Source organism: Enterobacter sp. SST3 (assembly GCF_000286655.1).
Classification (GTDB): Bacteria; Pseudomonadota; Gammaproteobacteria; order Enterobacterales; family Enterobacteriaceae; genus Enterobacter; species Enterobacter roggenkampii.
Genome location: NZ_ALNS01000038.1, coordinates 1 through 24,120, shown reverse-complemented (window position 1 = coordinate 24,120; position 24,120 = coordinate 1). Strand labels below are relative to the sequence as shown.

Annotated in this window: 27 protein-coding genes; 19 read left to right on the top strand and 8 right to left on the bottom strand. The window is 55.5% G+C overall.

Annotated elements, in window-relative coordinates; genetic code table 11:
* Positions 1-236 precede the first annotated feature (236 nt).
* Entirely contained in the window at positions 237-1,538 is a 1,302-nt protein-coding gene (locus B498_RS02685; protein ID WP_008503025.1) for a cytosine deaminase, read from the top strand.
* 18 nt (positions 1,539-1,556) lie between these two features.
* Here the strand turns inward: B498_RS02685 and tsgA are convergent, their stop codons facing one another.
* A complete protein-coding gene (tsgA, locus tag B498_RS02690; RefSeq protein ID WP_008503024.1) occupies positions 1,557-2,741 on the bottom strand; it encodes an MFS transporter TsgA in 1,185 nt (394 codons plus the stop codon).
* Between the two features lie 278 nt (positions 2,742-3,019).
* Here tsgA and ppiA point away from each other — a divergent pair, with 278 nt between their 5' ends.
* From ppiA to argD, 4 genes are all read left to right on the top strand, one after another.
* A complete protein-coding gene (gene ppiA, locus B498_RS02695) occupies positions 3,020-3,592 on the top strand; it encodes a peptidylprolyl isomerase A (RefSeq protein ID WP_008503023.1) in 573 nt (190 codons plus the stop codon).
* A 105-nt stretch (positions 3,593-3,697) separates the two neighbouring features.
* Positions 3,698-4,282: a putative adenosine monophosphate-protein transferase Fic gene (locus B498_RS02700; RefSeq protein ID WP_008503022.1), complete on the top strand. Its 585-nt coding sequence runs from the start codon at positions 3,698-3,700 to the stop codon at positions 4,280-4,282.
* A 30-nt stretch (positions 4,283-4,312) separates the two neighbouring features.
* A complete protein-coding gene (gene pabA, locus B498_RS02705) occupies positions 4,313-4,876 on the top strand; it encodes an aminodeoxychorismate synthase component 2 (RefSeq protein ID WP_008503021.1) in 564 nt (187 codons plus the stop codon).
* 86 nt (positions 4,877-4,962) lie between these two features.
* Positions 4,963-6,183 carry a bifunctional acetylornithine/succinyldiaminopimelate transaminase gene (argD, locus tag B498_RS02710; RefSeq protein ID WP_008503020.1) on the top strand — a complete coding sequence of 407 codons (1,221 nt, stop codon included), beginning with the start codon at positions 4,963-4,965 and terminating at the stop codon, positions 6,181-6,183.
* On the opposite strand, the gene B498_RS02715 is transcribed toward argD, so the two are convergent.
* On the bottom strand, positions 6,180-8,267 hold the full coding sequence (locus tag B498_RS02715) for a YccS/YhfK family putative transporter (RefSeq protein WP_008503019.1): 2,088 nt from the start codon (positions 8,265-8,267) through the stop codon (positions 6,180-6,182). The genes argD and B498_RS02715 overlap by 4 nt on opposite strands.
* Before the next feature lie 57 nt (positions 8,268-8,324).
* On the bottom strand, positions 8,325-8,957 hold the full coding sequence (crp, locus tag B498_RS02720; RefSeq protein ID WP_000242758.1) for a cAMP-activated global transcriptional regulator CRP: 633 nt from the start codon (positions 8,955-8,957) through the stop codon (positions 8,325-8,327).
* Positions 8,958-9,268: 311 nt separating this feature from the next.
* On the opposite strand from crp, the gene B498_RS02725 reads away from it, so the two are divergent.
* Positions 9,269-9,673, top strand: coding sequence for an OsmC family protein (locus B498_RS02725; protein WP_008503018.1), 405 nt, complete (start codon positions 9,269-9,271; stop codon positions 9,671-9,673).
* 84 nt (positions 9,674-9,757) lie between these two features.
* Here the strand turns inward: B498_RS02725 and B498_RS02730 are convergent, their stop codons facing one another.
* From B498_RS02730 to B498_RS02745, 4 genes are all read right to left on the bottom strand, one after another.
* On the bottom strand, positions 9,758-10,627 hold the full coding sequence (locus B498_RS02730; RefSeq protein ID WP_008503017.1) for a phosphoribulokinase: 870 nt from the start codon (positions 10,625-10,627) through the stop codon (positions 9,758-9,760).
* Between the two features lie 30 nt (positions 10,628-10,657).
* Entirely contained in the window at positions 10,658-10,876 is a 219-nt protein-coding gene (locus B498_RS02735; protein WP_008503016.1) for a YheU family protein, read from the bottom strand.
* Positions 10,873-11,895 (bottom strand): hydrolase, encoded by a 1,023-nt coding sequence (locus tag B498_RS02740; protein WP_008503015.1) that lies wholly within the window; start codon positions 11,893-11,895, stop codon positions 10,873-10,875. Before B498_RS02740 ends, B498_RS02735 begins: the two co-directional genes overlap by 4 nt.
* Positions 11,896-11,992: 97 nt before the next feature.
* Complete coding sequence (locus tag B498_RS02745) at positions 11,993-13,897, bottom strand: ABC transporter ATP-binding protein (protein ID WP_008503014.1); 1,905 nt, start codon at positions 13,895-13,897, stop codon at positions 11,993-11,995.
* 135 nt (positions 13,898-14,032) lie between these two features.
* Here B498_RS02745 and kefG point away from each other — a divergent pair, with 135 nt between their 5' ends.
* The 4 genes from kefG (at position 14,033) to slyD (ending at position 17,291) form a co-directional block, all read left to right on the top strand.
* Entirely contained in the window at positions 14,033-14,587 is a 555-nt protein-coding gene (kefG, locus tag B498_RS02750; RefSeq protein ID WP_032623077.1) for a glutathione-regulated potassium-efflux system ancillary protein KefG, read from the top strand.
* The gene (gene kefB, locus B498_RS02755; protein WP_008503012.1) at positions 14,587-16,392 is read left to right on the top strand and encodes a glutathione-regulated potassium-efflux system protein KefB; all 1,806 of its coding nucleotides are present in this window, start codon (positions 14,587-14,589) and stop codon (positions 16,390-16,392) included. The genes kefG and kefB overlap by 1 nt, the downstream gene beginning before the upstream one ends.
* Before the next feature lie 13 nt (positions 16,393-16,405).
* The gene (locus B498_RS02760) at positions 16,406-16,606 is read left to right on the top strand and encodes a YheV family putative zinc ribbon protein (RefSeq protein ID WP_008503011.1); all 201 of its coding nucleotides are present in this window, start codon (positions 16,406-16,408) and stop codon (positions 16,604-16,606) included.
* Between the two features lie 94 nt (positions 16,607-16,700).
* Positions 16,701-17,291 (top strand): peptidylprolyl isomerase, encoded by a 591-nt coding sequence (gene slyD, locus B498_RS02765; RefSeq protein ID WP_008503010.1) that lies wholly within the window; start codon positions 16,701-16,703, stop codon positions 17,289-17,291.
* A 51-nt stretch (positions 17,292-17,342) separates the two neighbouring features.
* On the opposite strand, the gene B498_RS02770 is transcribed toward slyD, so the two are convergent.
* Positions 17,343-17,561, bottom strand: coding sequence for a protein SlyX (locus tag B498_RS02770; RefSeq protein WP_008503009.1), 219 nt, complete (start codon positions 17,559-17,561; stop codon positions 17,343-17,345).
* Between the two features lie 238 nt (positions 17,562-17,799).
* On the opposite strand from B498_RS02770, the gene fkpA reads away from it, so the two are divergent.
* The 9 genes from fkpA to B498_RS21890 all read left to right on the top strand — a co-directional run.
* Positions 17,800-18,618 (top strand): FKBP-type peptidyl-prolyl cis-trans isomerase, encoded by an 819-nt coding sequence (fkpA, locus tag B498_RS02775; protein ID WP_008503008.1) that lies wholly within the window; start codon positions 17,800-17,802, stop codon positions 18,616-18,618.
* A gap of 166 nt (positions 18,619-18,784) precedes the next feature.
* Entirely contained in the window at positions 18,785-19,507 is a 723-nt protein-coding gene (locus tag B498_RS02780; protein ID WP_003861697.1) for a transcriptional regulator, read from the top strand.
* Positions 19,507-19,893, top strand: a complete 387-nt coding sequence (gene tusD / locus B498_RS02785; RefSeq protein ID WP_008503007.1) for a sulfurtransferase complex subunit TusD — start codon at positions 19,507-19,509, stop codon at positions 19,891-19,893. The genes B498_RS02780 and tusD overlap by 1 nt, the downstream gene beginning before the upstream one ends.
* Positions 19,893-20,252, top strand: coding sequence for a sulfurtransferase complex subunit TusC (tusC, locus tag B498_RS02790; RefSeq protein WP_008503006.1), 360 nt, complete (start codon positions 19,893-19,895; stop codon positions 20,250-20,252). Before tusD ends, tusC begins: the two co-directional genes overlap by 1 nt.
* Before the next feature lie 7 nt (positions 20,253-20,259).
* Positions 20,260-20,547, top strand: a complete 288-nt coding sequence (gene tusB, locus B498_RS02795) for a sulfurtransferase complex subunit TusB (protein WP_008503005.1) — start codon at positions 20,260-20,262, stop codon at positions 20,545-20,547.
* A gap of 124 nt (positions 20,548-20,671) precedes the next feature.
* Positions 20,672-21,046: a 30S ribosomal protein S12 gene (rpsL, locus tag B498_RS02800; protein ID WP_000246815.1), complete on the top strand. Its 375-nt coding sequence runs from the start codon at positions 20,672-20,674 to the stop codon at positions 21,044-21,046.
* Between the two features lie 96 nt (positions 21,047-21,142).
* Entirely contained in the window at positions 21,143-21,613 is a 471-nt protein-coding gene (gene rpsG / locus B498_RS02805) for a 30S ribosomal protein S7 (protein ID WP_004106370.1), read from the top strand.
* A 96-nt stretch (positions 21,614-21,709) separates the two neighbouring features.
* A complete protein-coding gene (gene fusA / locus B498_RS02810; protein WP_008503004.1) occupies positions 21,710-23,824 on the top strand; it encodes an elongation factor G in 2,115 nt (704 codons plus the stop codon).
* A gap of 69 nt (positions 23,825-23,893) precedes the next feature.
* The coding region (locus B498_RS21890; RefSeq protein ID WP_008502775.1) for a GTP-binding protein at positions 23,894-24,120 on the top strand (227 nt) is incomplete at its 3' end.

The following is a 24,120-nucleotide window of genomic DNA, read 5'->3' as shown; positions in this document are numbered from 1 at the left end:
TGCCTCGATTTCTTTTCTATTATTGCCTACCTTAACGATTCAGCAGGGGCGCTTATTGATGCAAATCAAATACGCCTTCGCCTACTCCTTAGGTGGTATATGACTGATTTGTCAGGATTTTTATAAGTGGCGGAAATCGCAGGCTTTTCGTGTTCGTTGAATTTGTGTACAAATCAGGGGCGGTTTTGCAAAAATCGATACGCCTGAATATCAGCTGCGTTTATGAGGGGAAAGGTATGTCTACATCACCGTTATGGCTTGTTCAGAATGTGCGTTTACCGGGTCGGGAAGGGCTGTGGCAACTTGCCATCGAGAACGGGCGTTTTGGTGATATCACCCCCATGGACGATACCCACGCCGAAAGTTATGAGGTACTGAACGCGCGCGGTGGGCTTGCTCTCCCGCCGTTCATCGAGCCGCATATTCATCTTGATACCACCCAGACGGCGGGGGAGCCGAACTGGAACCAGTCCGGCACGCTGTTCGAAGGCATTGAACGCTGGGCGGAGCGCAAGGCGCTGCTCAGCCACGAGGATGTGAAAGCACGCGCCTGGAAAACGCTGAAGTGGCAAATCGCTAACGGCATTCAGTTTGTCCGCACCCATGTGGATGTCTCTGACCCAACGCTTACCGCCCTGAAGGCGATGCTGGAGGTGAAGCAGGAGGTGGCCCCGTGGGTAACGCTGCAAATCGTCGCGTTTCCGCAGGAAGGTATTCTCTCTTACCCGAACGGCGCGGCGCTGCTGGAAGAGGCGTTAAAACTGGGGGCCGACGTGGTGGGGGCGATCCCACATTTTGAGTTCACCCGTGAGTACGGCGTCCAGTCGCTGCACATCGCTTTTGAGCTGGCGAAGAAGTATGACCGCCCGCTGGATATCCACTGCGATGAAATTGACGACGAACAGTCGCGGTTTGTCGAGACGGTGGCCACGCTGGCGTATGAGGCCGGCATCGGCCCGCGCGTGACGGCCAGCCACACCACCGCCATGCACGCCTATAACGGCGCTTACACCTCGCGGCTCTTCCGTCTGCTGAAGATGTCGGGGATTAACTTCGTTGCGAACCCGCTGGTCAACATCCACCTGCAGGGGCGCTTTGATGACTATCCGAAGCGTCGCGGCATCACCCGCGTGAAAGAGCTGCAGGAGGCGGGCATTAACGTCTGCTTTGGTCATGACGACGTCTTCGACCCGTGGTACCCGCTCGGCACCGGCAATATGCTGCAGGTGCTGCATATGGGGCTACATGTCTGCCAGATGATGGGCTATCCGCAAATCGACAGCGGCCTGAACCTGATTACCCATAACAGCGCCCGCACCTTTGGCCTGAGCGATTACGGTATTGAAACGGGAAATCCGGCAAACCTGATTATCCTGCCTGCGGAGAGCGGGTTTGAAGCGGTGCGCTGTCAGGTGCCGGTGCGCTGGTCGATTCGTCAGGGGCGGATTATTGCCACTACGCAGCTGGCGCAGACCTGGATCCAGATGGATACCGGAGGAGAAGAGGTCAGTTTCGCCAGAAACAGCCCCTCTGCGTAATGCAAAAGGGCGCAGGGTTTAGTGCGATGTCGCTGCCGCGTTGTGCTGGCGGTGACGGGTCACAAAGCCCAGGATGAAGCACATGATGAACACCACGGCGTACAGACCGTTCGCGGTGTGCAGCGCGGCCAGCGGGCCGCTGTGGGCAACGATCGGGCCCGTCACCACGAAGGTCAGCATGGTGCCGATAGTGCCGCAGGTCAGAACGAAGTTAACCAGCTTCGGCGAGGCCACTTTGGTCTGCAGAGAGCCCAGGGTGATGATCGAGGTGTAAATCGCGCTGGAGAAGAAGCCCAGGGTCAGAATGAACCATGGCATATGCTCCGGGGAACCGTTGATGAACAGATACATCAGCACGGTCGCCAGGCCCGCCAGCACGGTCAGAATGCGCTGCAGGTCGAAGAAGCGCAGGATGAAGCTAAACGCCCACATGCCGAACATGTAGGACATCCAGAAATCGCTCACCAGTTTGCCCGCGTCGTTCAGGCTCATGCCCAGACCTTTGGCGTATTCCGGTACCCAGGAGATAAAGCCCAGCTGGCCCAGGATGTAGCACAGGGCGGCGATGGAGAGGAACAGCACGCCGATACCCCATTTCTCTTTCGCCACAGGCTCTGCCGTGGTTTGCGCTTTTTTACCCAGCACCGGGAACTCGCAGCCGAAGGTCAGAATAAAAATAGCAACGTAGACCAGACCGATGCAGGCGTAGACCCAGTACCACTCAATGCTGCGCGCCAGCAGAACGGCAGCGACCATCGGGAAGATCATTCCGGCCATGCTGAAGAAGGAGTCGGTAAACAGCAGGCGCGCGCCGCGCTGGCGGCCTTCATACATATGGGTAATCAGGAACGTCCCGATCGACATGGTGATCCCGCTGACCAGGCCGAGCACGAACATGGCGGCTGAGAACAGGGCGATGCTGTGGCTGAGCATCAGACCCGCCACGGCGGCAACCATCAGCACGAAGCCGAAGCGAAGCTGGGTTTTCAGCGGCACGATTTCCATCAGCCAGGCATTCAGGAAGATAGAGATCAGGATCCCTGCGTTGAGGAAGGTGAAGGTGTTACTCATGCTGGAAACGGGCAGCTGGAAGTAGTCTGCGATATTCCCCATCACCATCCCGGTGACGATCACCAACGCGCCGGTCAGGGCGTAGGAGAAGAAGCTGATCCATGTGAGCTTGATGCGATTGCTGTTAGTCATGTCTGGCCTGTTCAAAAAAAGAAAAGCGCCGAAGGGGCGCTGAGAGCGGGCAGATTTTAGTCGCTAAAGTGATCCATTCCTATCTTTTAAGGGTAATGATTATGTCATTGCAGGTTTTAATGTGATCTAAATCACATTAAGTGACGGTCTAACCAATCGTTTGCGCAGTAATAATTGTTTCAATTTCGTAAAATTAGGTAAAAGGCTGGTCTACGTTCATACTGCTCTTTAGAATCAAGCCATTCGCTTTTTATACTGCGCTTTGTTAAGGAATTCTCATGCTCAAATTAACACTGGCGGCTGTCGCAGCTGTGTTTGCTCTTTCTGCCGTTTCCCCTGCTGCGCTGGCAGCAAAAGGGGACCCTCACGTTCTGCTGACCACCTCCGCCGGGAATATTGAGCTGGAACTGAATAGCCAGAAAGCTCCGGTTTCTGTGAAAAACTTCCTCGACTATGTGAACAGTGGTTTCTATAACAACACCACCTTCCACCGCGTGATCCCGGGCTTCATGATTCAGGGTGGCGGCTTCAACGAGCAGATGCAGCAGAAACAGCCGAACCCGCCAATCAAAAACGAAGCGGACAACGGCCTGCTGAACAAGCGCGGCACGATCTCTATGGCGCGTACCGCAGACAAAGATAGCGCGACCAGCCAGTTCTTCCTCAACGTGGCGGATAACGCCTTCCTCGACCACGGCCAGCGCGACTTCGGCTATGCGGTGTTCGGTAAAATTGTGAAAGGAATGGATGTGGCCGATAAGATTTCTCAGGTGCCTACCCATGACGTCGGTCCGTATCAGAATGTGCCGTCCAAACCTGTCGTGATCCTCTCCGCAAAAGTTCTGCCGTAACGTTCTTCGACGCGGGCGAGGCTCGCCCGTGTTGTGACCCCTCCCTGCGAAAGCGCGTTTTGCTGCTTATACTTGTGGCAAACGGACTATTCAGGGAGGCGTTAAGTGAAAAAGCTCACCGACAAGCAAAAATCCCGTCTCTGGGAGCAGCAGCGTAGCGTCAACTTTCAGGCCAGTTGTCTCCTTGAGAAAGGTAATGGTCCATCGGATCCCGAGATTGAGAGCCTGGCGCTTGGGCCTTCCGCGCCCGGGTTACCCCATCTGTGCCTTATTCACCGCCATCTCTACCGCAGAGAGATGAAGCGGGCAGGTGAGTTCCGGACCGACGATATTTTCAAAGGTGATATTCCCTTCTGCCATTTCGAATACATCGAAAAGATGGGTAATGAACTGATGGCGGCGCTGGAAAGCGAAAAGTATCTGGCTGGCCTTGAGAAAGCGGCGTTCATTGAAAAAATTAGCCATTATTATTGTGAAATCAACATGCTGCATCCTTTTGCGCGTGGTAACGGTATTGCTCAGCGCGTTTTCTTTGAGCAGCTGGCGATCCATGCGGGCTATTCACTGGACTGGCGCGATATCGATCCCGAGGAGTGGGTGTCCGCTAACCGCAGCGGCGCAACGGGGGATTTAACCGCGCTAAACGCGATCTTTGCCAAAGTAGTGAGCGAAGCGCGGGAATCTGAGTAGAATAGGGCGGCATTTTTTTCGGGAGCCGCCATGATTCTGCTGATTGATAACTACGATTCCTTCACCTGGAACCTTTACCAGTATTTTTGCGAACTGGGTGCAGAGGTGGTTGTCCGACGTAACGACGAGATTGGCCTGGCCGATATCGAGACGCTGGCTCCGCAGAAAATCGTGATTTCACCCGGCCCCTGCACGCCGTCGGAATCAGGTATTTCGCTGGAGGTTATCCAGCACTATGCCGGCAAGCTGCCGATCCTCGGCGTTTGTCTGGGCCATCAGGCGATTGCCCAGGCCTTTGGTGCCACCATCGTGCGCGCCGCCAAAGTCATGCACGGTAAAACCTCGCCGGTCACCCACACGGGCACCGGAGTGTTCACGGGGCTCAATAATCCGTTAACGGTGACGCGCTACCATTCGCTGGTGATTGACCCGTCGACGCTGCCCGACGGCTTTGAGGTGACCGCCTGGAGCGATACGCAGGAGATCATGGGGATTCGACATCGCGAATGGGATCTCGAAGGCGTGCAGTTCCATCCGGAAAGCATCCTCAGCGAGCAGGGGCACGCGCTGCTGGCAAATTTCCTCCATCGCTGAATATCTGTTGCCTTGCTGTGATTTTTTATGCATATTTTGTGATTATATTTTCACAATCAATGTGACATAAAATGGATGGGCATGACATGACAACTGAACAACCAGCAATTACCCGCGCGACATTCGATGAAGTGATTCTGCCGATTTATGCACCGGCTGAATTTATCCCGGTGAAGGGGAAAGGCAGCCGCGTCTGGGATCAGCAGGGCAAGGAGTATGTGGATTTCGCGGGCGGTATTGCGGTCACGGCGCTGGGTCATTGCCATCCCGCGCTGGTGGAGGCGCTGAAAACCCAGGGTGAAACCCTGTGGCACACCAGCAACGTGTTCACCAACGAACCGGCGCTGCGCCTGGGCCGTAAGATCATTGATGCCACGTTTGCCGAGCGCGTGCTGTTTATGAACTCCGGCACCGAAGCCAACGAAACCGCCTTTAAGCTGGCGCGCTACTACGCGACCACGCGCCACAGCCCGTACAAAACCAAAATCATCGCCTTCCACAATGCCTTCCACGGACGCTCCTTCTTTACCGTCTCCGTTGGCGGTCAGCCAAAGTATTCCGACGGGTTTGGCCCGAAACCGGCCGACATCGTCCACGTGCCGTTTAACGATCTGCACGCGGTGAAAGCGGTGATGGACGACCACACCTGCGCGGTGGTGGTCGAGCCTATTCAGGGGGAAGGCGGCGTGACCGCGGCAACCCCGGAATTCCTGAAAGGGCTGCGCGCGCTGTGCGACGAACATCAGGCGCTGCTGGTGTTTGATGAAGTGCAGTGCGGGATGGGGCGTACCGGGGACCTGTTTGCCTATATGCACTACGGCGTGACGCCGGATATTTTGACCAGCGCGAAAGCGCTCGGCGGCGGTTTCCCGGTGAGTGCGGTCCTGACGACGCAGGAGATCGCCTCCGCGTTCCACGTCGGTTCTCATGGCTCTACCTACGGCGGTAACCCGCTGGCGAGCGCCGTAGCGGGGGCCGCGTTCGACATCATCAACACGCCAGAGGTGCTAAACGGCGTTAGCGCGAAGCGCGAGCTGTTTGTGAAGCACCTGAAGCAGATTGACGAGCAGTACGACGTGTTCAGCGAGATCCGCGGGATGGGGCTGCTGATTGGCGCCGAGCTGAAGCCGCAGTACAAGGGCCGCGCGCGTGATTTCCTGCACGCCGCCGCTCGCGAAGGGGTGATGGTGCTCAACGCCGGGCCGGACGTGATGCGCTTTGCGCCGTCGCTGGTGGTGGAAGACAAAGACATCGAAGACGGCTTAACCCGCTTTGCCGCGGCGGTTGCAAAGATCGTTAAAGGCTAATATTCGGTTCGTTTCAACCTTCGCGTTAACCAAACCCCATGATGCGGACGCTGACGCCATGCCACCGACGAAATGGTGTGCATGGTGTTCAGATGCCCCAGCACGCGCTGCAAGTGTTGCTCCAGGGTGCTCATTGGCCCGTGGGTTAACGTCTCCGGCGCTTCCAGAATATTTAAATCCCCCGACTCGCCCGGTGAGTCATACTCCAGACGCTGCTGGCAGCGCTGCAACGCAATTTCACACGACTGCAGGTAGCGCTGCGCCAGATCCGGCGTCAGCATCGTGTGCTCGCGCGCCAGCGTCGTCATGGCGTTAATGTGCTCAACGATAAACTGACTGTGCGTTACCCACAGCTTCATATCGGCCAGATAATGTGAGTTAAAGCCCGGCTCCTGCATCGCCTGGTTGAGCGAGTTGAACAGAGCGTTGTGCGCCTGGTTGACCTTCATGCGCTGATACGCCAGCGGGGAGGGCTGCGGGTCGTCGCTCAGGATGAGGCGAATGGCCTGCTGGTCGGCCTCCAGCGCGTCGTGGGCGTTCTGCCTGAGCAGCCCGCTTTGCCACTGAGGCCACAGCCAGACCATGCCGCCGAAGGCAATCAGGCAGCCGATCAGGGTATCAATCAGCCTGGCGATAATAAACTGTTCGCCGTTCAGCGTAAGCAGCTGCAGGGTGTATACCGCCGTCACCGTAAAGCCCACCATCGCCCAGCCGTAGTTTTTGCGGATAATCAGGTAGCTCACCAGCGTGATCGCCAGCATGCCTGCCAGGGTATAGCCTTCCGGCACGTGGAAGTGCAGCGTTACGCCTGCAATGATCAGCCCGGCCATGGTGCCGCCCGCCCGGTGCAGAATACGCACCCGCGTGGCGCCGTAGCCGTTCTGGGTGACGAACAGCACGGTCATTAAGATCCAGTAGGGCTTCGGCAGATGCAGCGCCATGCCCATCAGGCTGGCGATACTGAGCATCACGCTAATTCGTGCGGCATTGCGCAGGGCGGACGATTTGAGAGACAGATAGCTTTTGAGCGCGGGCAACAGGGGAAGCCGTTTTTGTTTATCTGCCATCAGGTCGCGTGAATAAAGCGGGCGCTGGGTGCGCAGCACGCGGGCGATGCGGCTGAAGTGCCAGGCGGCAAACTGGCCGACCGGGTTATCCGGATGCTGACGGGCGATTTTCTCCAGCGCACCGAGCTGTTTTTCCATGTTAAAGCGCGTGGGATAGCGGTGGTAGAGAATATCGTCAGCCAGCACGCGCAGGCGTGCCGAGACGGTCTGCGCGTTCCAGCGGATCACCGCTTCGGCGTGGCTGCGCTCAACCAGCTTTTGCACCTCCTGCGGGTGGTGCAGGCTAACGGAGATATGCTCCTGCAGATCCAGGCCTACCTGGAAGGTGCGCAGCAGCCGTTTGTATTCGTGGTTCTTATTGGCGGCGAGCATATGCAGCTGCTGATAGCACTGGCTTATCAGATCCACCACCTTCTGCTGGCGCGTCAGCAGCGGCGGTAAGGCTTTTTCCGGATCGGTATGCTGGGTGAGCAGGGTGTATTTGGCTTCGCAGTATTCCGCTAACTGCACATAGAGCAGGCTGAGGGATTCGCGCAGCGGCTGTTCCCGCCACAGCCAGAACCAGAACCAGTTAAACAGCCCGTACCACAGTGTCCCCAGCGCGTAGATCAGTAGCGGCTCCCACACCGGCATATTCCCGGCGAGGCTCAGCGTGAAGATGGCCGCAATCAGCGAGGCGGGAAGCAGGCGGGCGTGCAGCGAGCTGATTTCCGCCGTGACGCCGAGCGTCATCGCCAGCACCGTCAGGATCAGCGGCAGCGGGATATCCCGGGCCAGTAAAAGCTGTACGGCAAGGCTACAGCCAGCAAACAGGCAGCCGCCCACGATCAGTCGTTTGAAAAAGCGCTTATGCGGTGTGTCCAGGCCAGCAATGTTGCAGCAGGCGGGCACGAGGGAAAAGAGCAGGCCTTGCTGAAGGTGTCCGAGGATCAGGCCGATGGCCACGGGTAGACACAACACCAGCGTTTGTCGCAGTGCGTAGTTAACTTCCGGGTGATAGATCAGCCTGCGCCACATGAGGAGTAGAGACAAAAACGGCGTGACACCTTGCGATGGCACGCCGTTTAAGCGGAATTAACGCGTTCCGTAAACCACGATGGTTTTACCGTGGGCGGAGATCAGGTTTTGATCTTCCAGCATTTTCAGGATACGGCCCACTGTTTCACGGGAGCAACCGACGATCTGACCAATTTCCTGACGGGTAATTTTAATTTGCATGCCGTCCGGATGGGTCATGGCGTCCGGCTGTTTCGCCAGATTCAGCAGAGTTTGTGCGATGCGGCCCGTCACGTCCAGGAAGGCGAGGTTGCCCACTTTCTCTGAGGTGACCTGCAGACGGCGCGCCATCTGGGAAGAGAGACGCATCAGAATGTCAGGGTTAACCTGAATCAGCTGACGGAACTTCTTGTAAGAAATTTCAGCCACTTCACATGCTGTCTTTGCACGAACCCAGGCGCTACGTTCCTGGCCCTCTTCAAACAGGCCCAGTTCACCGATGAAATCGCCCTGGTTCAGATAAGAAAGGATCATCTCTTTCCCTTCTTCATCTTTGATCAGCACTGCCACCGAGCCTTTAACGATGTAATACAACGTTTCCGCTTTTTCACCCTGGTGAATCAGCGTGCTCTTTGATGGGTACTTATGAATGTGGCAATGAGACAAGAACCATTCGAGAGTCGGGTCTGTTTGCGGTTTGCCAAGCACCATGCGCTGTTATCCTCTGTTATAAGCTGTCACCAGAGTCATCAGATGCATCCGGACTCTGGGGTTGCAATCGAATTCTTACCCATACCCTGGGAAGTCGGCTACCGTAACGTTTCGCAGCCAGTAAAGTTTGATGTCCTCTGCATACATGTGTAACGTCAATGTATTACTGTAGCATCCTGAGTGTTTTAGCATAGCTTTCGCCGCGTGTCTCCTGGTGTCTCGCTTCAGCATGATGCAGGTCGCCTTCCATTGCGAGAAATGTAACGCACGCGTAATCTGTCACCAAAAATGCAACGTTGGAGTTTAAGAATATGCAAGCGCGCGTGAAGTGGGTTGAAGGTTTAACGTTCCTGGGCGAGTCCGCGTCAGGACATCAGATTTTGATGGATGGTAACTCCGGCGATAAAGCGCCCAGCCCAATGGAAATGGTGCTGATGGCGGCAGGGGGATGCAGCGCCATTGACGTGGTGTCGATTCTGCAAAAAGGCCGTCATGACGTGACGGATTGTGAGGTCAAACTCACGTCAGAACGCCGCGAAGAGGCGCCACGCCTGTTCACCCACATCAATCTGCACTTTGTGGTCACCGGTAAAGAACTGAAAGACGCGGCGGTTTCACGTGCGGTGGACCTGTCTGCGGAGAAGTACTGCTCTGTGGCGTTAATGCTGGAGAAAGCGGTAAAAATCACCCATTCGTATGAAGTGATCGAGGCTTAATGTTTTGGCGGGTGGCGCTTCGCTGACCCGCCCTACAAAAGCACGACCATAGGCCCGGTAAGCGCAGCGCCCCGGGCAAAAAACTCACGCGATCTGTTTCCCTTCCATCAGTCGCTCCACCAGCGGCGTCATGATGAGCTCCATCGCCAGCCCCATTTTTCCGCCCGGTACGACTAATGTATTCATGTGAGAAATAAACGAGCCCTGCAGCATCGCCAGCAGCCAGGGGTAGTCAATGCCTTCGAGATTGCGGAAATGGATCACCACAAAGCTCTCATCCAGGGATGGGATACTTTTGGCCGCGAACGGGTTGGAGGTGTCCACCGTCGGCACGCGCTGGAAGTTGATATGGGTGCGGGAAAACTGCGGCGTCAGGAAGTTGATGTAGTCTTCCATGGAGCGCACCACCGAATCCATCACTGCTTCGCGCGAGTGGCCGCGCTCGCTCATGTCACGCGTCAGCTTCTGGATCCACTCCAGGTTAACGATAGGCACCACGCCAACCAGCAGATCCACGTGGCGCGCCACGTCGTGCTGCGGCGTGACCACGCCGCCGTGTAATCCTTCGTAGAACAGCACGTCGGTAGGTTCCGGCAGGGGCTGCCAGGGGGTAAAGGTGCCAGGCACCTGATTCCAGGGAACGGCTTCATCATAGGTATGCAGATACTTGCGGGACTGCCCTTTACCGCTCTGGCCGTACTCAATAAAGGTTTGTTCCAGCAGGCCGAAGTCATTGGCTTCCGGACCGAAGTAGCTGATGTGTTTACCCAGATCGCGCGCCTTACGGATGGCCATGTCCATCTCCGGGCGCGTGTAGCGGTGAAAGCTGTCGCCTTCGACCTCCGCCGCACGGAGATTCAGCTGGGCGAAAATCTTGCGAAATGCGAGGCTGGTGGTGGTGGTTCCCGCACCACTTGACCCCGTAACGGCAATAACCGGATGTCTGGCAGACATAGCAACTCCCTGACTGAAAAGGGTGGAAGATCAGCCGTGAAACGCGTTGCGGGGCATGATATTCACCGTCTCATGCAGTTCTGACCACACCAGCACCACGTCGCCGCTTTTCAGCTGGCGCTTTACATCGTTGACCTTTTGCTCAAGCGAGCGTTCCTGTTCACCATAATCGGTGCCTTCGCGTAATACAAAGCTTTCAATCAGATTATCGAGCGTTTCGGGAGCCAGATCCTGCCAGGGAATAATCATGTTGCACCGTCCAGATAAGGGGTTAGCCAGTCAGGAATACGCGCCTCAAGCCACATTTTCGGGCGGCGCAGCGTGCCGCCGATAAACCCGACGTGGCCGCCGTGCTCGGTCAACTGATAGTGAACGTTGTCGGGCAGAAATTCCTGAGCGGGAATCGAGTGATGATCCATAAAAGGGTCATCTTTGGCATGAATAATCAGCGTTGGCTGCGTGATTTTGCTGAGCAGCGGCATGGCGCTGCACTGACGATAATAGTCAATCGCATCGGCGAAGCCGTGAATTTTCGCGGTGATCAGATCGTCGAATTCGCGAATGCGGCGCACCTTTTTCAGCTGGCGCAGGCTGACCGGAAGGGTGTCCGGGTAGGCCTTCAGCTTACGCGCGGCGTTGGCCTTCAGCAGGTTGAGCAGGTAGCGCTGATAGACGCGGGAAAAGCCTTTATCCATGTGGTAGCTGCACTGCTCCAGCATAAACGGGGCGGAGACGATGACGGCGGCATCTAGCGGGACGCTTTCCCCTTCTTTAGCTAACAGGCAGGCCAGCATATTTCCGCCTAACGAGTAGCCTACGGCCGCGGTGGGCACGGTGCCAAAGTTGTCCCGCAGCCAGTGTAAAAACCACGTGCCGTCTTCTGTTTCACCCGAGTGATAGATACGCTTCTGCCGGTTCGGCTCGCCGCTGCAGCCGCGAAAATGCATCACCACGCCGAGCCAGCCGCGCGCTTTGGCCGCCTCAATGAGCCCGTGTGCATACGGGCTGTGCAGGCTGCCTTCCAGACCGTGAAAAACCACCAGCCGCGGCTTATGTCGAGCCTGATCCGGCGCTTCGCTCCAGGCGAGATCCAGAAAGTCACCGTCTGGCAGATCTAGCCGCTGCCAGTGAGGGGTGAACTGTACCTTGCGGCGGATCAGTCGCGGCAGCATGGTCTGCAAATGGCGATTGGCGACGCCGCGCATAGGCACGAACTCAGTGCTGTCTTCGGCGGCAATGTCGAAGCCTGATGGAATGATTTGGGTCATAGGCGCGATGCTGATTCTTGTCGGAAATTTACGATACTTTCCGAATTGTACCCCGTTTAGCCTGGATTTCCGAACCAGGCAAAACGGAGCAATGAATTCAGTCAGCCTGCAGCATTGTTTCCAGCTGTTCCTGCGCGTCCAGCCACGCCATCTCACACTCTTCAAGGCTCGATTTGGTCTTCGCCTGCGTTTGCAGGCAGTCCGTCAGTTCCGCTTTACGGCTCTGGTCATACAGACTGCTGTCGCCCAGCTTCTCTTCAACGGTAGCAAGCGTGGCGTTGAGCTTTTCCATCTCTTTTTCGAGACGGGCAATCTCTTTACGCAGCGGCTGCGTCTGGGTGCGCAGCTCCGCTTCACGGCGCTTCTGGTCTTTACGCGCCTGCGCGCTGTTGGCGTTGTCTTTCGCCGACTCTTCCGGCTGGTTCTCCTGCTTCTGCACGTCCGTCAGCCACTGCTGGTAGTCTTCCAGATCGCCGTCGAACGGTTCGACTTTGCCGTCGTGCACTAAGTAGAGATCGTCCGTGGTGGAGCGGATCAGGTGACGATCGTGCGAAACGACAACCAGCGCCCCTTCGAATTCAATCAGCGCTTCGGTCAGCGCCTGACGCATGTCGAGATCCAGGTGGTTGGTCGGTTCATCGAGCAGCAGCAGGTTCGGGCGCTGCCAGACGATCAGCGCCAGCACCAGACGGGCCTTTTCGCCGCCGGAGAAGCGCTCGGTGTTTTCGGTGACCTTATCGCCCTGGAAGCCGAAGCCGCCGAGGTAGTCGCGCAGCTTCTGCTCCATCTCCTGCGGCGCCAGACGCGCAAGGTGCTGAATCGGGGATTCATCCGCGCGTAAAAATTCCAGCTGATGCTGGGCGAAGTAACCCAGCTTGATGCCCTTCGCCAGGCCGATTTCACCCTTGACCGGATTAAGCTCGCCCGCCAGCAGTTTGATCAGCGTGGATTTACCGGCACCGTTGCGCCCGAGCAGACCAATACGTGAACCCGGCACCAGGTTGAGCTTGATGGAGTCGAGAATAATGCGGTCGGCATAACCCGCGCTGACCTTTTCCATTTTCAGCAGGGGATTTGGCAGGCTTTCCGGGACCCGGAAGCTGAAGTGGAACGGGTTGTCGACGTGCGCCGGGGCGATCATCTCCATGCGCTCCAGCATCTTGATGCGACTCTGGGCCTGCTTCGCCTTTGACGCCTTGGCCTTGAAGCGATCCACAAAGCTTTGCAGGTGCGCCACGCGCTGCTGCTGGCTTTCGTACATGGACTGCTGCTGGGCAAGACGCGTCGCGCGCTGGCGCTCGAAGGAGCTGTAGTTGCCGGTGTACTCGAACATCGTTTGCTGTTCGATATGAATGATTTTATCCACCACCGGGTCAAGGAAGTCGCGGTCATGGGAGATCAGAATCAGAGTGCCCTGATAGCTCTTGAGCCACTTCTCCAGCCAAATAACCGCATCGAGATCGAGGTGGTTAGTCGGTTCATCGAGCAGCAGCAGGTCAGAGCGGCAGATCAGCGCCTGCGCCAGGTTGAGGCGCATCCGCCAGCCGCCGGAGAAGTCGCTGACCGGGCGTTCCAGCTGCTCATTGCTGAAGCCCAGGCCGTGCAGCAGGCTGGAGGCGCGGGAGCGAATGGTCCACGCGTCGATGGCGTCCAGCTTGCCGTGAACGGTGGCGATGGCGTGGCCGTCGTTGCGCTCGTTTGCGGCATTGAGTTCCGCTTCAAGTTTTCGGTACTCACGATCGCCGTCGATAACATAGTCGAGTGCCGGTTCGCTCAGCGCGGGCGTCTCCTGGTTTACCCAGGCGAGCTGCCAGTTCCCCGGGAAGGTGAAGTTACCGCCATCCGCGCTAATCTCGTTTTTCAGCAGCGCCAGCAGCGTGGATTTACCACAGCCGTTTTTGCCGACCAGGCCCACTTTCTGGCCCGGGTTGATGGTAGCAGTGGCGTTATCCAGCAGGACGCGCACGCCGCGACGAATTTGTAACGAGGAGAAAACAATCATAGAAGCGCCGTATGTTCCGACTATGTTAATTTGTCATTATGATAATGTAAGGTGTGGGCCGTTTTCCGCACCGGGCCGTCATGGTAGCCCAAAACAGCGACGATACACAAAAACAGAAACAAGACCGGGAGGGGAATGATGTCTCAGACAGCAAAAGTGCTGCTGCTGTATGCCCATCCGGAATCTCAGGACTCGGTGGCAAACCGGGTGCTGCTTAAGCCGACTACTCAGCTCAGCAACGTGACGGTGCACGATCTCTACGCGCACTATCCTGATTTCTTTATTGATATTCCTTACGAGCAGGAACTGCTGCGTCAGCATGACGTGATTGTGTTCCAGCATCCGCTTTATACCTACAGCTGTCCGGCGCTGCTCAAAGAGTGGCTGGACCGCGTGCTTAGCCGGGGCTTCTCCAGCGGGGTGGGGGGCAACCAGCTGGCGGGAAAGTACTGGCGTAGTGTGATTACGACCGGTGAACCCGAAAGCGCCTATCGCCACGACGGGCTGAACCGTTATCCGATGAGCGACATCCTGCGGCCTTTCGAGCTGACGGCGGCGATGTGCCGCATGCACTGGATGAGTCCGATTATTGTCTACTGGGCGCGGCGTCAGGATCCGAAAGAGCTGGCAAGCCACGCCAGAGCCTACGGCGAATGGCTGGCGTCACCGATTCCGGCAGGAGGGCGTTAATGGAAGGATCGAATTTGCTCCTCGCCGGGGTGCTGTTTTTATTTGCGGCCGTCGTCGCGGTGCCGCTTGCAGCGCGTATTGGTATCGGTGCGGTACTGGGGTATCTGCTGGCGGGGATCGCGATTGGCCCCTGGGGACTGGGATTCATCAGCGATGTGGATGAAATTCTCCATTTCTCCGAGCTGGGCGTGGTGTTCCTGATGTTCATCATTGGCCTTGAGCTCAACCCTTCTAAATTGTGGCAGCTCCGACGCTCCATCTTTGGCGTAGGTGCCGCTCAGGTGTTGCTCAGCGCCGCGATTCTGGGTGGCCTGTTAATGCTGACGAATTTCTCCTGGCAGGCGGCGGTGATCGGCGGGATAGGCCTTGCGATGTCGTCGACGGCGATGGCCCTGCAGCTGATGCGCGACAAGGGGATGAACCGCAACGAAGCCGGTCAGCTGGGCTTTTCGGTGCTGCTGTTTCAGGATTTAGCGGTGATCCCGGCGCTGGCGCTGGTGCCGCTGCTGGCGGGCTCCGGCGACGACCACTTTGACTGGGCGAAAATCGCCATGAAGGTGCTGGCCTTCGCGGGGATGCTGATTGGCGGACGTTTCCTGTTACGTCCGGTGTTCCGCTTTATTGCCGCGTCCGGCGTGCGCGAGGTGTTTACTGCCGCGACGCTGCTGCTGGTGCTGGGGTCGGCATTGTTTATGGACGCGCTGGGGCTGTCGATGGCGCTCGGGACCTTTATCGCCGGGGTGCTGCTGGCGGAGAGCGAGTATCGGCACGAGCTGGAAATTGCCATCGATCCCTTCAAAGGACTGCTGCTAGGTCTGTTCTTTATTTCGGTGGGGATGGCGCTCAACCTTGGCGTGCTCTATACCCATCTGCTGTGGGTTGTGGTGAGCGTCGCTATCCTGGTGGCGGTGAAAACGCTGGTGCTGTACGTCATGGCGCGCATATACGGCCTGCGCAGTTCGGAGCGCATGCAGTTTGCGAGCGTGTTGAGCCAGGGAGGCGAGTTCGCGTTTGTGCTGTTCTCTACCGCCTCGTCCCAGAAGCTGTTTAAAGACGATCAGATGGCGCTTTTGCTGGTAACGGTCACGCTGTCCATGATGACCACGCCGCTGCTGATGAAGATGGTGGATAGACTGCTGTCGCGCCGCCTGAACCCGGCAGACGACGAAGACGAAGCGCCGTGGGTGGAAGACGATAAGCCCCAGGTGATCGTGGTGGGCTTTGGCCGCTTTGGACAGGTAATCGGACGTTTGCTGATGGCGAACAAAATGCGCATTACGGTGCTGGAGCGGGATATCAGCGCGGTCAACCTGATGCGCAAATATGGCTATAAGGTTTACTACGGCGATGCGACCCAGCTCGAGCTACTGCGCTCGGCGGGGGCAGAGGCGGCAGAGTCCATCGTCATTACCTGTAACGACCCGGAAGACACGATGAAGCTGGTGGATCTGTGCCAGCAGCATTTCCCGCATCTGCATATTCTGGCGCGTGCGCGGGGACGTGTTGAAGCTCACGAATTATTGCAGGCGGGTGTGAAACACTTCTCCCGTGAGACGTTCTCCAGTGCGCTGGAGCTGGGGCGCAAGGCGCTGATCTCGCTTGGCATGCATCCGCATCAGGCGCAGCGCGCCCAGATGCACTTCCGCCGGCTGGATATGCGGATGCTGCGCGAGCTGATGCCGGTACATACCGATACGGCGCAGATCTCCCGCGTGCGGGAAGCGCGTCGCGAGCTGGAGGAGATCTTCCAGCGCGAGATGCAGCAGGAACGACGCCAGCTCGATGGCTGGGATGAATTTGAATAAAGGGTAACGAAAGATGGCTGTACGTAAACGCTTTATCGCGGGTGCAAAATGCCCGACCTGCCAGGCGCAAGACACCCTGGCGATGTGGCGGGAAAATAATATTGATGTTGTTGAGTGTGTTAAGTGCGGTCACCAGATGCGTGAGGCCGACAAAGAGGCGCGCGAGCACGTTCGCAAAGAAGAGCAAGTTATCGGGATTTTTCATCCGGACTAGCGATATGCCCTGAGTTTTTTTAAGCTAAAGGGTACACAGGTGCAGATTTCCGCTACAATCTGCGCCAGCAATTTTCCCACGCTCAGGAGATATCATGAAAGTAGCAAAAGACCTGGTGGTCAGCCTGGCCTATCAGGTACGTACAGAAGACGGTGTGTTGGTTGATGAGTCTCCGGTGAGTGCGCCGCTTGACTACCTGCATGGTCACGGTTCCCTGATTTCCGGCCTGGAAAACGCGCTGGAAGGTCATGAAGTTGGCGACAAATTTGACGTTGCTGTAGGCGCGAACGACGCTTACGGTCAGTATGACGACAACCTGGTTCAGCGCGTTCCTAAAGACGTGTTCATGGGCGTTGACGAACTGCAGGTTGGCATGCGCTTCCTGGCGGAAACCGACCAGGGCCCGGTTCCTGTTGAAATCACCGAAGTGGAAGATGACCACGTCGTGGTTGACGGCAACCACATGCTGGCTGGCCAGAACCTGAAGTTCAACGTAGAAGTTGTTGCGATCCGCGAAGCGACCGAAGAAGAGCTGGCTCATGGCCACGTTCACGGTGCGCACGGTCACGACCATGACCACGATCACGGCCACGACGGCTGCTGCGGTGGTCACGGCCACGACCATGGTCATGACCACGGCCACGGTAAAGGTGGTTGCGGTAACGGCGGCTGCGGCTGCCACTAATACCGTTATGCGGAAAATAAAAAAGCGGGATTATCCCGCTTTTTTTACGCCTCAATAATGAGGCGGTGGCGTCTCTTCTGACTGAGAGGCGATGTTCGACGGCTGCGTAGCCTTCAGCTTTTCCGTCAGCAGGCGCATATGATCGCGCAGTTTCGCCATTTCGAGCTCATGTGCGGTCACGGTCTGGTTTAGCTCTTCGATGGTGATGTCCTGAAAAGCCAGGCGGCTTTCCAGCTCAGCCATTCTCGCTTCTATCGTTGTATCCTTCATCATTCACCTCGTTTATTTCAGATTCGCCATAATGGCCCAGCGGCGGCGCAGTTTAACTGAGTTTATCCTTAAGTACAGTTCGCATCCCTCTGGCAAGAAACTTATTTAAACAAAAATAGTCTGAAAAGTGGCGAGAATTGGACGTGTCTGTCTGTAGATTTCTTCTGCAACGTTTTATAGTACGTCACTCATTTACGTTTAACGCTGGGGTGAGAGTCCCCAGGCCCTGGAGATATGGATGAAATCACTGTTTAAAGTAACGCTGCTGGCGACGACGATGGCTGTTGCGTTGAACGCGCCGCTGTCATTCGCTGCTGATACTGCTGCGAAGCCTGCTGCCACTGCAGACAGCAAAGCAGCGTTCAAAAATGACGACCAGAAATCCGCCTACGCACTGGGCGCATCTCTGGGTCGTTACATGGAAAACTCTCTGAAAGAACAAGAGAAACTGGGCATCAAACTGGATAAAGCTCAGCTGATCGCAGGCGTTCAGGACGCATTTGCCGATAAGAGCAAGCTGTCTGACCAGGAAATTGAACAGACTCTGCAGGCGTTCGAAGCGCGTGTGAAGGGCGCCGCGCAGACTAAGATGGACGCGGACGCAAAAGACAACGAAGCGAAAGGCAAAGCCTACCGCGATGCTTTCGCTAAAGAGAAGGGTGTGAAAACCTCTTCGACTGGCCTGGTGTACAAAGTTGAGAAAGAAGGCACCGGCGATGCGCCTAAAGACAGCGACACGGTTGTCGTGAACTACAAAGGTACGCTGATCGACGGTAAAGAGTTCGATAACTCTTACACCCGTGGTGAGCCGCTCTCCTTCCGTCTGGATGGTGTGATCCCTGGCTGGACTGAAGGCCTGAAAAACATCAAGAAAGGCGGCAAGATCAAGATGGTCATCCCACCGGATCTGGCCTATGGCAAAACCGGCGTTCCGGGGATCCCTGCCAACTCTACGCTGGTCTTTGACGTAGAGCTGCTGGACATCAAACCGGCACCGAAAGCGGATGCCAAGGCAGACGCACCGGCAGACGATAAAGCCGCTGCTGCTAAGAAGTAATGCTGAAAAAAAACCGCCGCCTTTAAGGCGGCGGTTTTTTATTGTGGGGCAGATATAATTAACACTGGAAAGCGTTAGGCACGCTGTATTAATTTAGTTGTCCGTGTAGATAATGAGCCTGCCCTGAAAACCTAACGACAGGTTCCTGAAAAGGAGTGTTTTTTTCATGTCCAGGTCGCTTTTAACCAACGAAACCAGTGAACTTGATTTGCTGGATCAACGTCCTTTTGACCAGACCGACTTCGATATTCTGAAATCCTATGAAGCGGTAGTGGACGGGTTAGCGATGCTCATTGGCTCCCACTGCGAAATCGTATTGCACTCCCTGCAAGATCTGAAGTGTTCCGCCATCCGCATTGCGAATGGTGAGCATACTGGCCGTAAAATTGGCTCGCCAATTACCGACCTTGCATTGCGTATGTTGCATGACATGACCGGCGCGGACAGCAGCGTCTCCAAATGCTATTTCACCCGCGCCAAAAGCGGCGTGCTGATGAAGTCAGAAACCATCGCGATTCGAAACCGCGAGCATCGTGTGATTGGGCTGCTGTGCATCAACATGAACCTTGATGTGCCTTTCTCGCAGATCATGAGCACCTTTATTCCACCAGAGACGCCGGATGTTGGCTCTTCTGTTAACTTTGCCTCTTCCGTCGAAGATCTCGTCACGCAGACGCTTGAGTTCACCATTGAAGAGGTGAATGCCGACCGCAACGTCTCGAACAACGCCAAGAATCGCCAGATCGTGCTCAATCTCTATGAAAAAGGGATTTTTGATATTAAAGACGCTATCAACCAGGTGGCCGATCGTCTCAACATCTCCAAGCACACGGTCTACCTCTATATTCGCCAGTTCAAAAGCGGTGATTTCCTGGGACAAGACAAGTAATGCGTTATGCGTTAATGGTGACAGGCCCAGCGTACGGGACTCAGCAGGCCAGCAGCGCGCTGCAGTTTGCGCATGCGCTGCTGGCAGCCGGACATGAGCTGGCGAGCGTCTTCTTCTATCGGGAAGGGGTGTATAACGCGAACCACTTTACGTCGCCGGCGAGCGATGAGTTTGATGTGGTGCGCGGCTGGCAGGCATTAAACGAAAAGCAGGGCGTAGAACTGCACATCTGCGTGGCGGCAGCACTGCGCCGCGGCGTGACCGATGCAACCGAAGCCGCCCGTCTTGGTTTGTCGGGTTCTAACCTCCAGCCCGGTTTTTCGTTAAGCGGTTTGGGCGCGCTGGCACAGGCGGCGCTCACCTGCGACAGAGTGGTGCAATTCTGATGAAGCGCGTGGCATTTGTTTTTGCGTCTGCGCCGCACGGGAGCGCTTCTGGCCGCGAAGGGCTGGATGCGTTACTTGCGACGTCCGCGCTGACCGAAGATATCGGCGTCTTCTTTTTAGGGGACGGTGTGTTTCAGCTTCTGGCGGGTCAGCAGCCACAGGCCATTCTGGCGCGGGATTACATCGCTACGTTTAAAGTGCTGCCGCTGTATGACATTGAAACCCTTTATGTCTGCGCCGACTCGCTGGCCGCTCGCGGTTTGGATGAGAAGACGCCTTTCGTGCTGGATGTGACCGTCGTCTCTTCTGCGGCATTGCGCGAACACCTTTCCCACTACGACACCGTTCTGACTTTCTGAGGCTGCCATGCTCCATACTCTGAGCCATTCACCATGGCAATGTGATATCGACGCGTTACTGAGTATGCTGCGCGACGGCGATGACCTGCTGCTGATTCAGGACGGCGTGCTTGCCGCACTTGAAGGCAGCCGTTTCGTTGAAATGCTCACGAATGCCCCCATAACAGTTTCTGCGCTGAAAGACGATCTGGATGCGCGGGGTCTTTCTGGTCAAATTTCAGCCAAAATTGACGTGGTTGGCTATACTGATTTCGTCAATCTTACTGTGACGCACGCCAGTCAAATGAACTGGTGATTTGAGATCGCTGTATATTTCTTGACACCTTTTCGACGTAGCCCTAAAATTTCGCGTCCTCATATTGTATGAGGTCGTTTTATTACGTGTTTACGAAGCAAAAGCTAAAACCAGGAGCTATTTAATGGCAACAGTTAACCAGCTGGTACGCAAACCACGTGCACGCAAAGTTGCGAAAAGCAACGTGCCTGCGCTGGAAGCCTGCCCGCAGAAACGTGGTGTATGTACTCGTGTATATACCACCACTCCTAAAAAACCAAACTCCGCACTGCGTAAAGTATGCCGTGTGCGTTTGACTAACGGTTTCGAAGTGACTTCCTACATCGGTGGTGAAGGTCACAACCTGCAGGAGCACTCCGTGATCCTGATCCGTGGCGGTCGTGTTAAAGACCTTCCGGGTGTTCGTTACCACACCGTTCGTGGTGCGCTGGACTGCTCAGGTGTTAAAGACCGTAAGCAGGCTCGCTCCAAGTACGGCGTGAAGCGTCCTAAGGCTTAATGGTTCTCCGTTAAGTAAGGCCAAACTGATTTATCTTAATGTCATACTAAACTCTTTGAGTTTTGGACAATCCTGAATTAACAACGGAGTATCCCCATGCCACGTCGTCGCGTCATTGGTCAGCGTAAAATTCTTCCAGATCCGAAATTCGGATCAGAACTGCTGGCAAAATTTGTAAATATCCTGATGGTAGATGGTAAAAAATCTACTGCAGAAGCAATCGTATACAGCGCGCTGGAGACCCTGGCTCAGCGTTCTGGTAAAAATGAACTGGAAGCTTTCGAAGTCGCTCTCGACAACGTTCGCCCAACTGTAGAAGTTAAGTCCCGCCGCGTTGGTGGTTCTACTTATCAGGTTCCAGTTGAAGTTCGTCCGGTTCGTCGTAATGCCCTGGCAATGCGTTGGATCGTTGAAGCTGCTCGTAAACGCGGTGATAAATCCATGGCTCTGCGTCTGGCGAACGAACTTTCTGATGCTGCAGACAACAAAGGTACTGCAGTTAAGAAACGTGAAGACGTTCACCGTATGGCAGAAGCCAACAAGGCGTTCGCACACTACCGTTGGTAATCCCTTCGGAGTCTTAGTCACCAGGCGGGCGCTTCAGAGAAGCCGCCCGCTCTGGGTAACTTAACTGAACGCCTAAAGATATAAACGAGGAATCAAATGGCTCGTACAACACCCATCGCACGCTACCGCAACATCGGTATCAGTGCGCACATCGACGCCGGTAAAACCACTACTACCGAACGTATTCTGTTCTACACCGGTGTAAACCACAAAATCGGTGAAGTTCATGACGGCGCAGCCACCATGGACTGGATGGAACAGGAGCAGGAGCGTGGTATCACTATCACCTCCGCAGCGACTACTGCATTCTGGTCAGGTATGGCTAAGCAGTACGAACCGCATCGCGTAAACATCATCGACACCCCAGGGCACGTTGACTTCACCATCGAAGTAGAACGTTCCATGCGTGTTCTTGACGGCGCGGTAATGGTTTATTGCGCAGTTGGTGGTGTTCAGCCACAGTCTGAAACCGTATGGCGTCAGGCGAACAAATATAAAGTTCCACGCATCGCGTTCGTTAACAAAATGGACCGTATGGGTGCTAACTTCCTGAAAGTTGTTGGTCAGATCAAAACCCGTCTGGGCGCGAACCCTGTTCCGCTGCAGCTGGCAATTGGTGCTGAAGAAGGCTTCACCGGCGTTATCGACCTGGTGAAAATGAAAGCCATCAACTGGAACGATGCAGACCAAGGCGTTACCTTCGAATACGAAGATATCCCAGCTGCAATGCAGGACCTGGCTGACGAATGGCACCAGAACCTGATCGAATCCGCTGCTGAAGCTTCTGAAGAGCTGATGGAGAAATACCTGGGTGGTGAAGAACTGACTGAAGAAGAGATCAAAAAAGCTCTGCGTCAGCGCGTTCTGAACAACGAAATCATCCTGGTAACCTGTGGTTCTGCGTTCAAGAACAAAGGTGTTCAGGCGATGCTGGATGCGGTAGTTGACTACCTGCCATCCCCGGTTGACGTTCCTGCAATCAACGGCATCCTGGACGACGGTAAAGATACCCCGGCTGAGCGTCACGCAAGCGACGAAGAGCCATTCTCTGCACTGGCGTTCAAAATTGCTACCGACCCATTCGTGGGTAACCTGACCTTCTTCCGCGTTTACTCTGGTGTGGTTAACTCCGGTGACACCATCCTGAACTCCGTGAAAGCGGCGCGTGAGCGTTTTGGCCGTATCGTACAGATGCACGCTAACAAACGTGAAGAGATCAAAGAAGTTCGTGCGGGCGACATCGCTGCAGCTATCGGTCTGAAAGACGTGACCACTGGTGACACCCTGTGTGACCCGGATCACCCGATCATTCTGGAGCGTATGGAATTCCCAGAGCCGGTAATCTCCATCGCAGTTGAACCAAAAACCAAAGCTGACCAGGAAAAAATGGGTCTGGCTCTGGGCCGTCTGGCGAAAGAAGACCCATCATTCCGCGTATGGACTGATGAAGAATCTAACCAGACCATCATCGCTGGTATGGGTGAACTGCACCTGGACATCATCGTTGACCGTATGAAGCGTGAATTCAACGTTGAAGCGAACGTGGGTAAACCTCAGGTTGCTTACCGCGAAGCGATTCGCGCGAAAGTTACCGACATTGAAGGTAAACACGCTAAGCAGTCTGGTGGTCGCGGTCAGTACGGTCACGTTGTGATCGACATGTACCCACTGGAGCCGGGCTCTAACCCGAAAGGTTACGAGTTCATCAACGACATCAAAGGTGGTGTAATTCCTGGCGAATACATCCCAGCCGTTGATAAAGGCATCCAGGAACAGCTGAAAGCGGGCCCTCTGGCTGGCTATCCGGTTGTTGACATGGGTGTTCGTCTGCACTTCGGTTCTTACCACGACGTTGACTCCTCTGAACTGGCGTTTAAACTGGCTGCGTCTATTGCCTTTAAAGAAGGCTTTAAGAAAGCAAAACCAGTTCTGCTTGAGCCAATCATGAAGGTTGAAGTAGAAACTCCTGAAGAGAACACCGGTGACGTTATCGGTGACTTGAGCCGTCGTCGCGGTATGCTGCGTGGTCAGGAATCCGAAGTAACTGGCGTTAAGATCCACGCTGAAGTTCCGCTGTCTGAAATGTTCGGATATGCAACTCAGCTGCGTTCTCTGACCAAAGGTCGTGCATCATACACCATGGAATTCCTGAAGTATGATGATGCGCCTAACAACGTTGCTCAGGCCGTTATTGAAGCCCGTGGTAAGTAATCCACAGGATTAAAACCTAAGTCCCGTGCTCTCTCCAGAGGGGAGAGCACTATAGTAAGGAATATAGCCGTGTCTAAAGAAAAATTTGAACGTACAAAACCGCACGTCAACGTTGGTACTATCGGCCACGTTGACCATGGTAAAACTACCCTGACTGCTGCAATCACTACCGTTCTGGCTAAAACCTACGGTGGTTCTGCTCGTGCATTCGACCAGATCGATAACGCACCAGAAGAAAAAGCTCGTGGTATCACCATCAACACTTCCCACGTTGAATACGACACCCCGACTCGCCA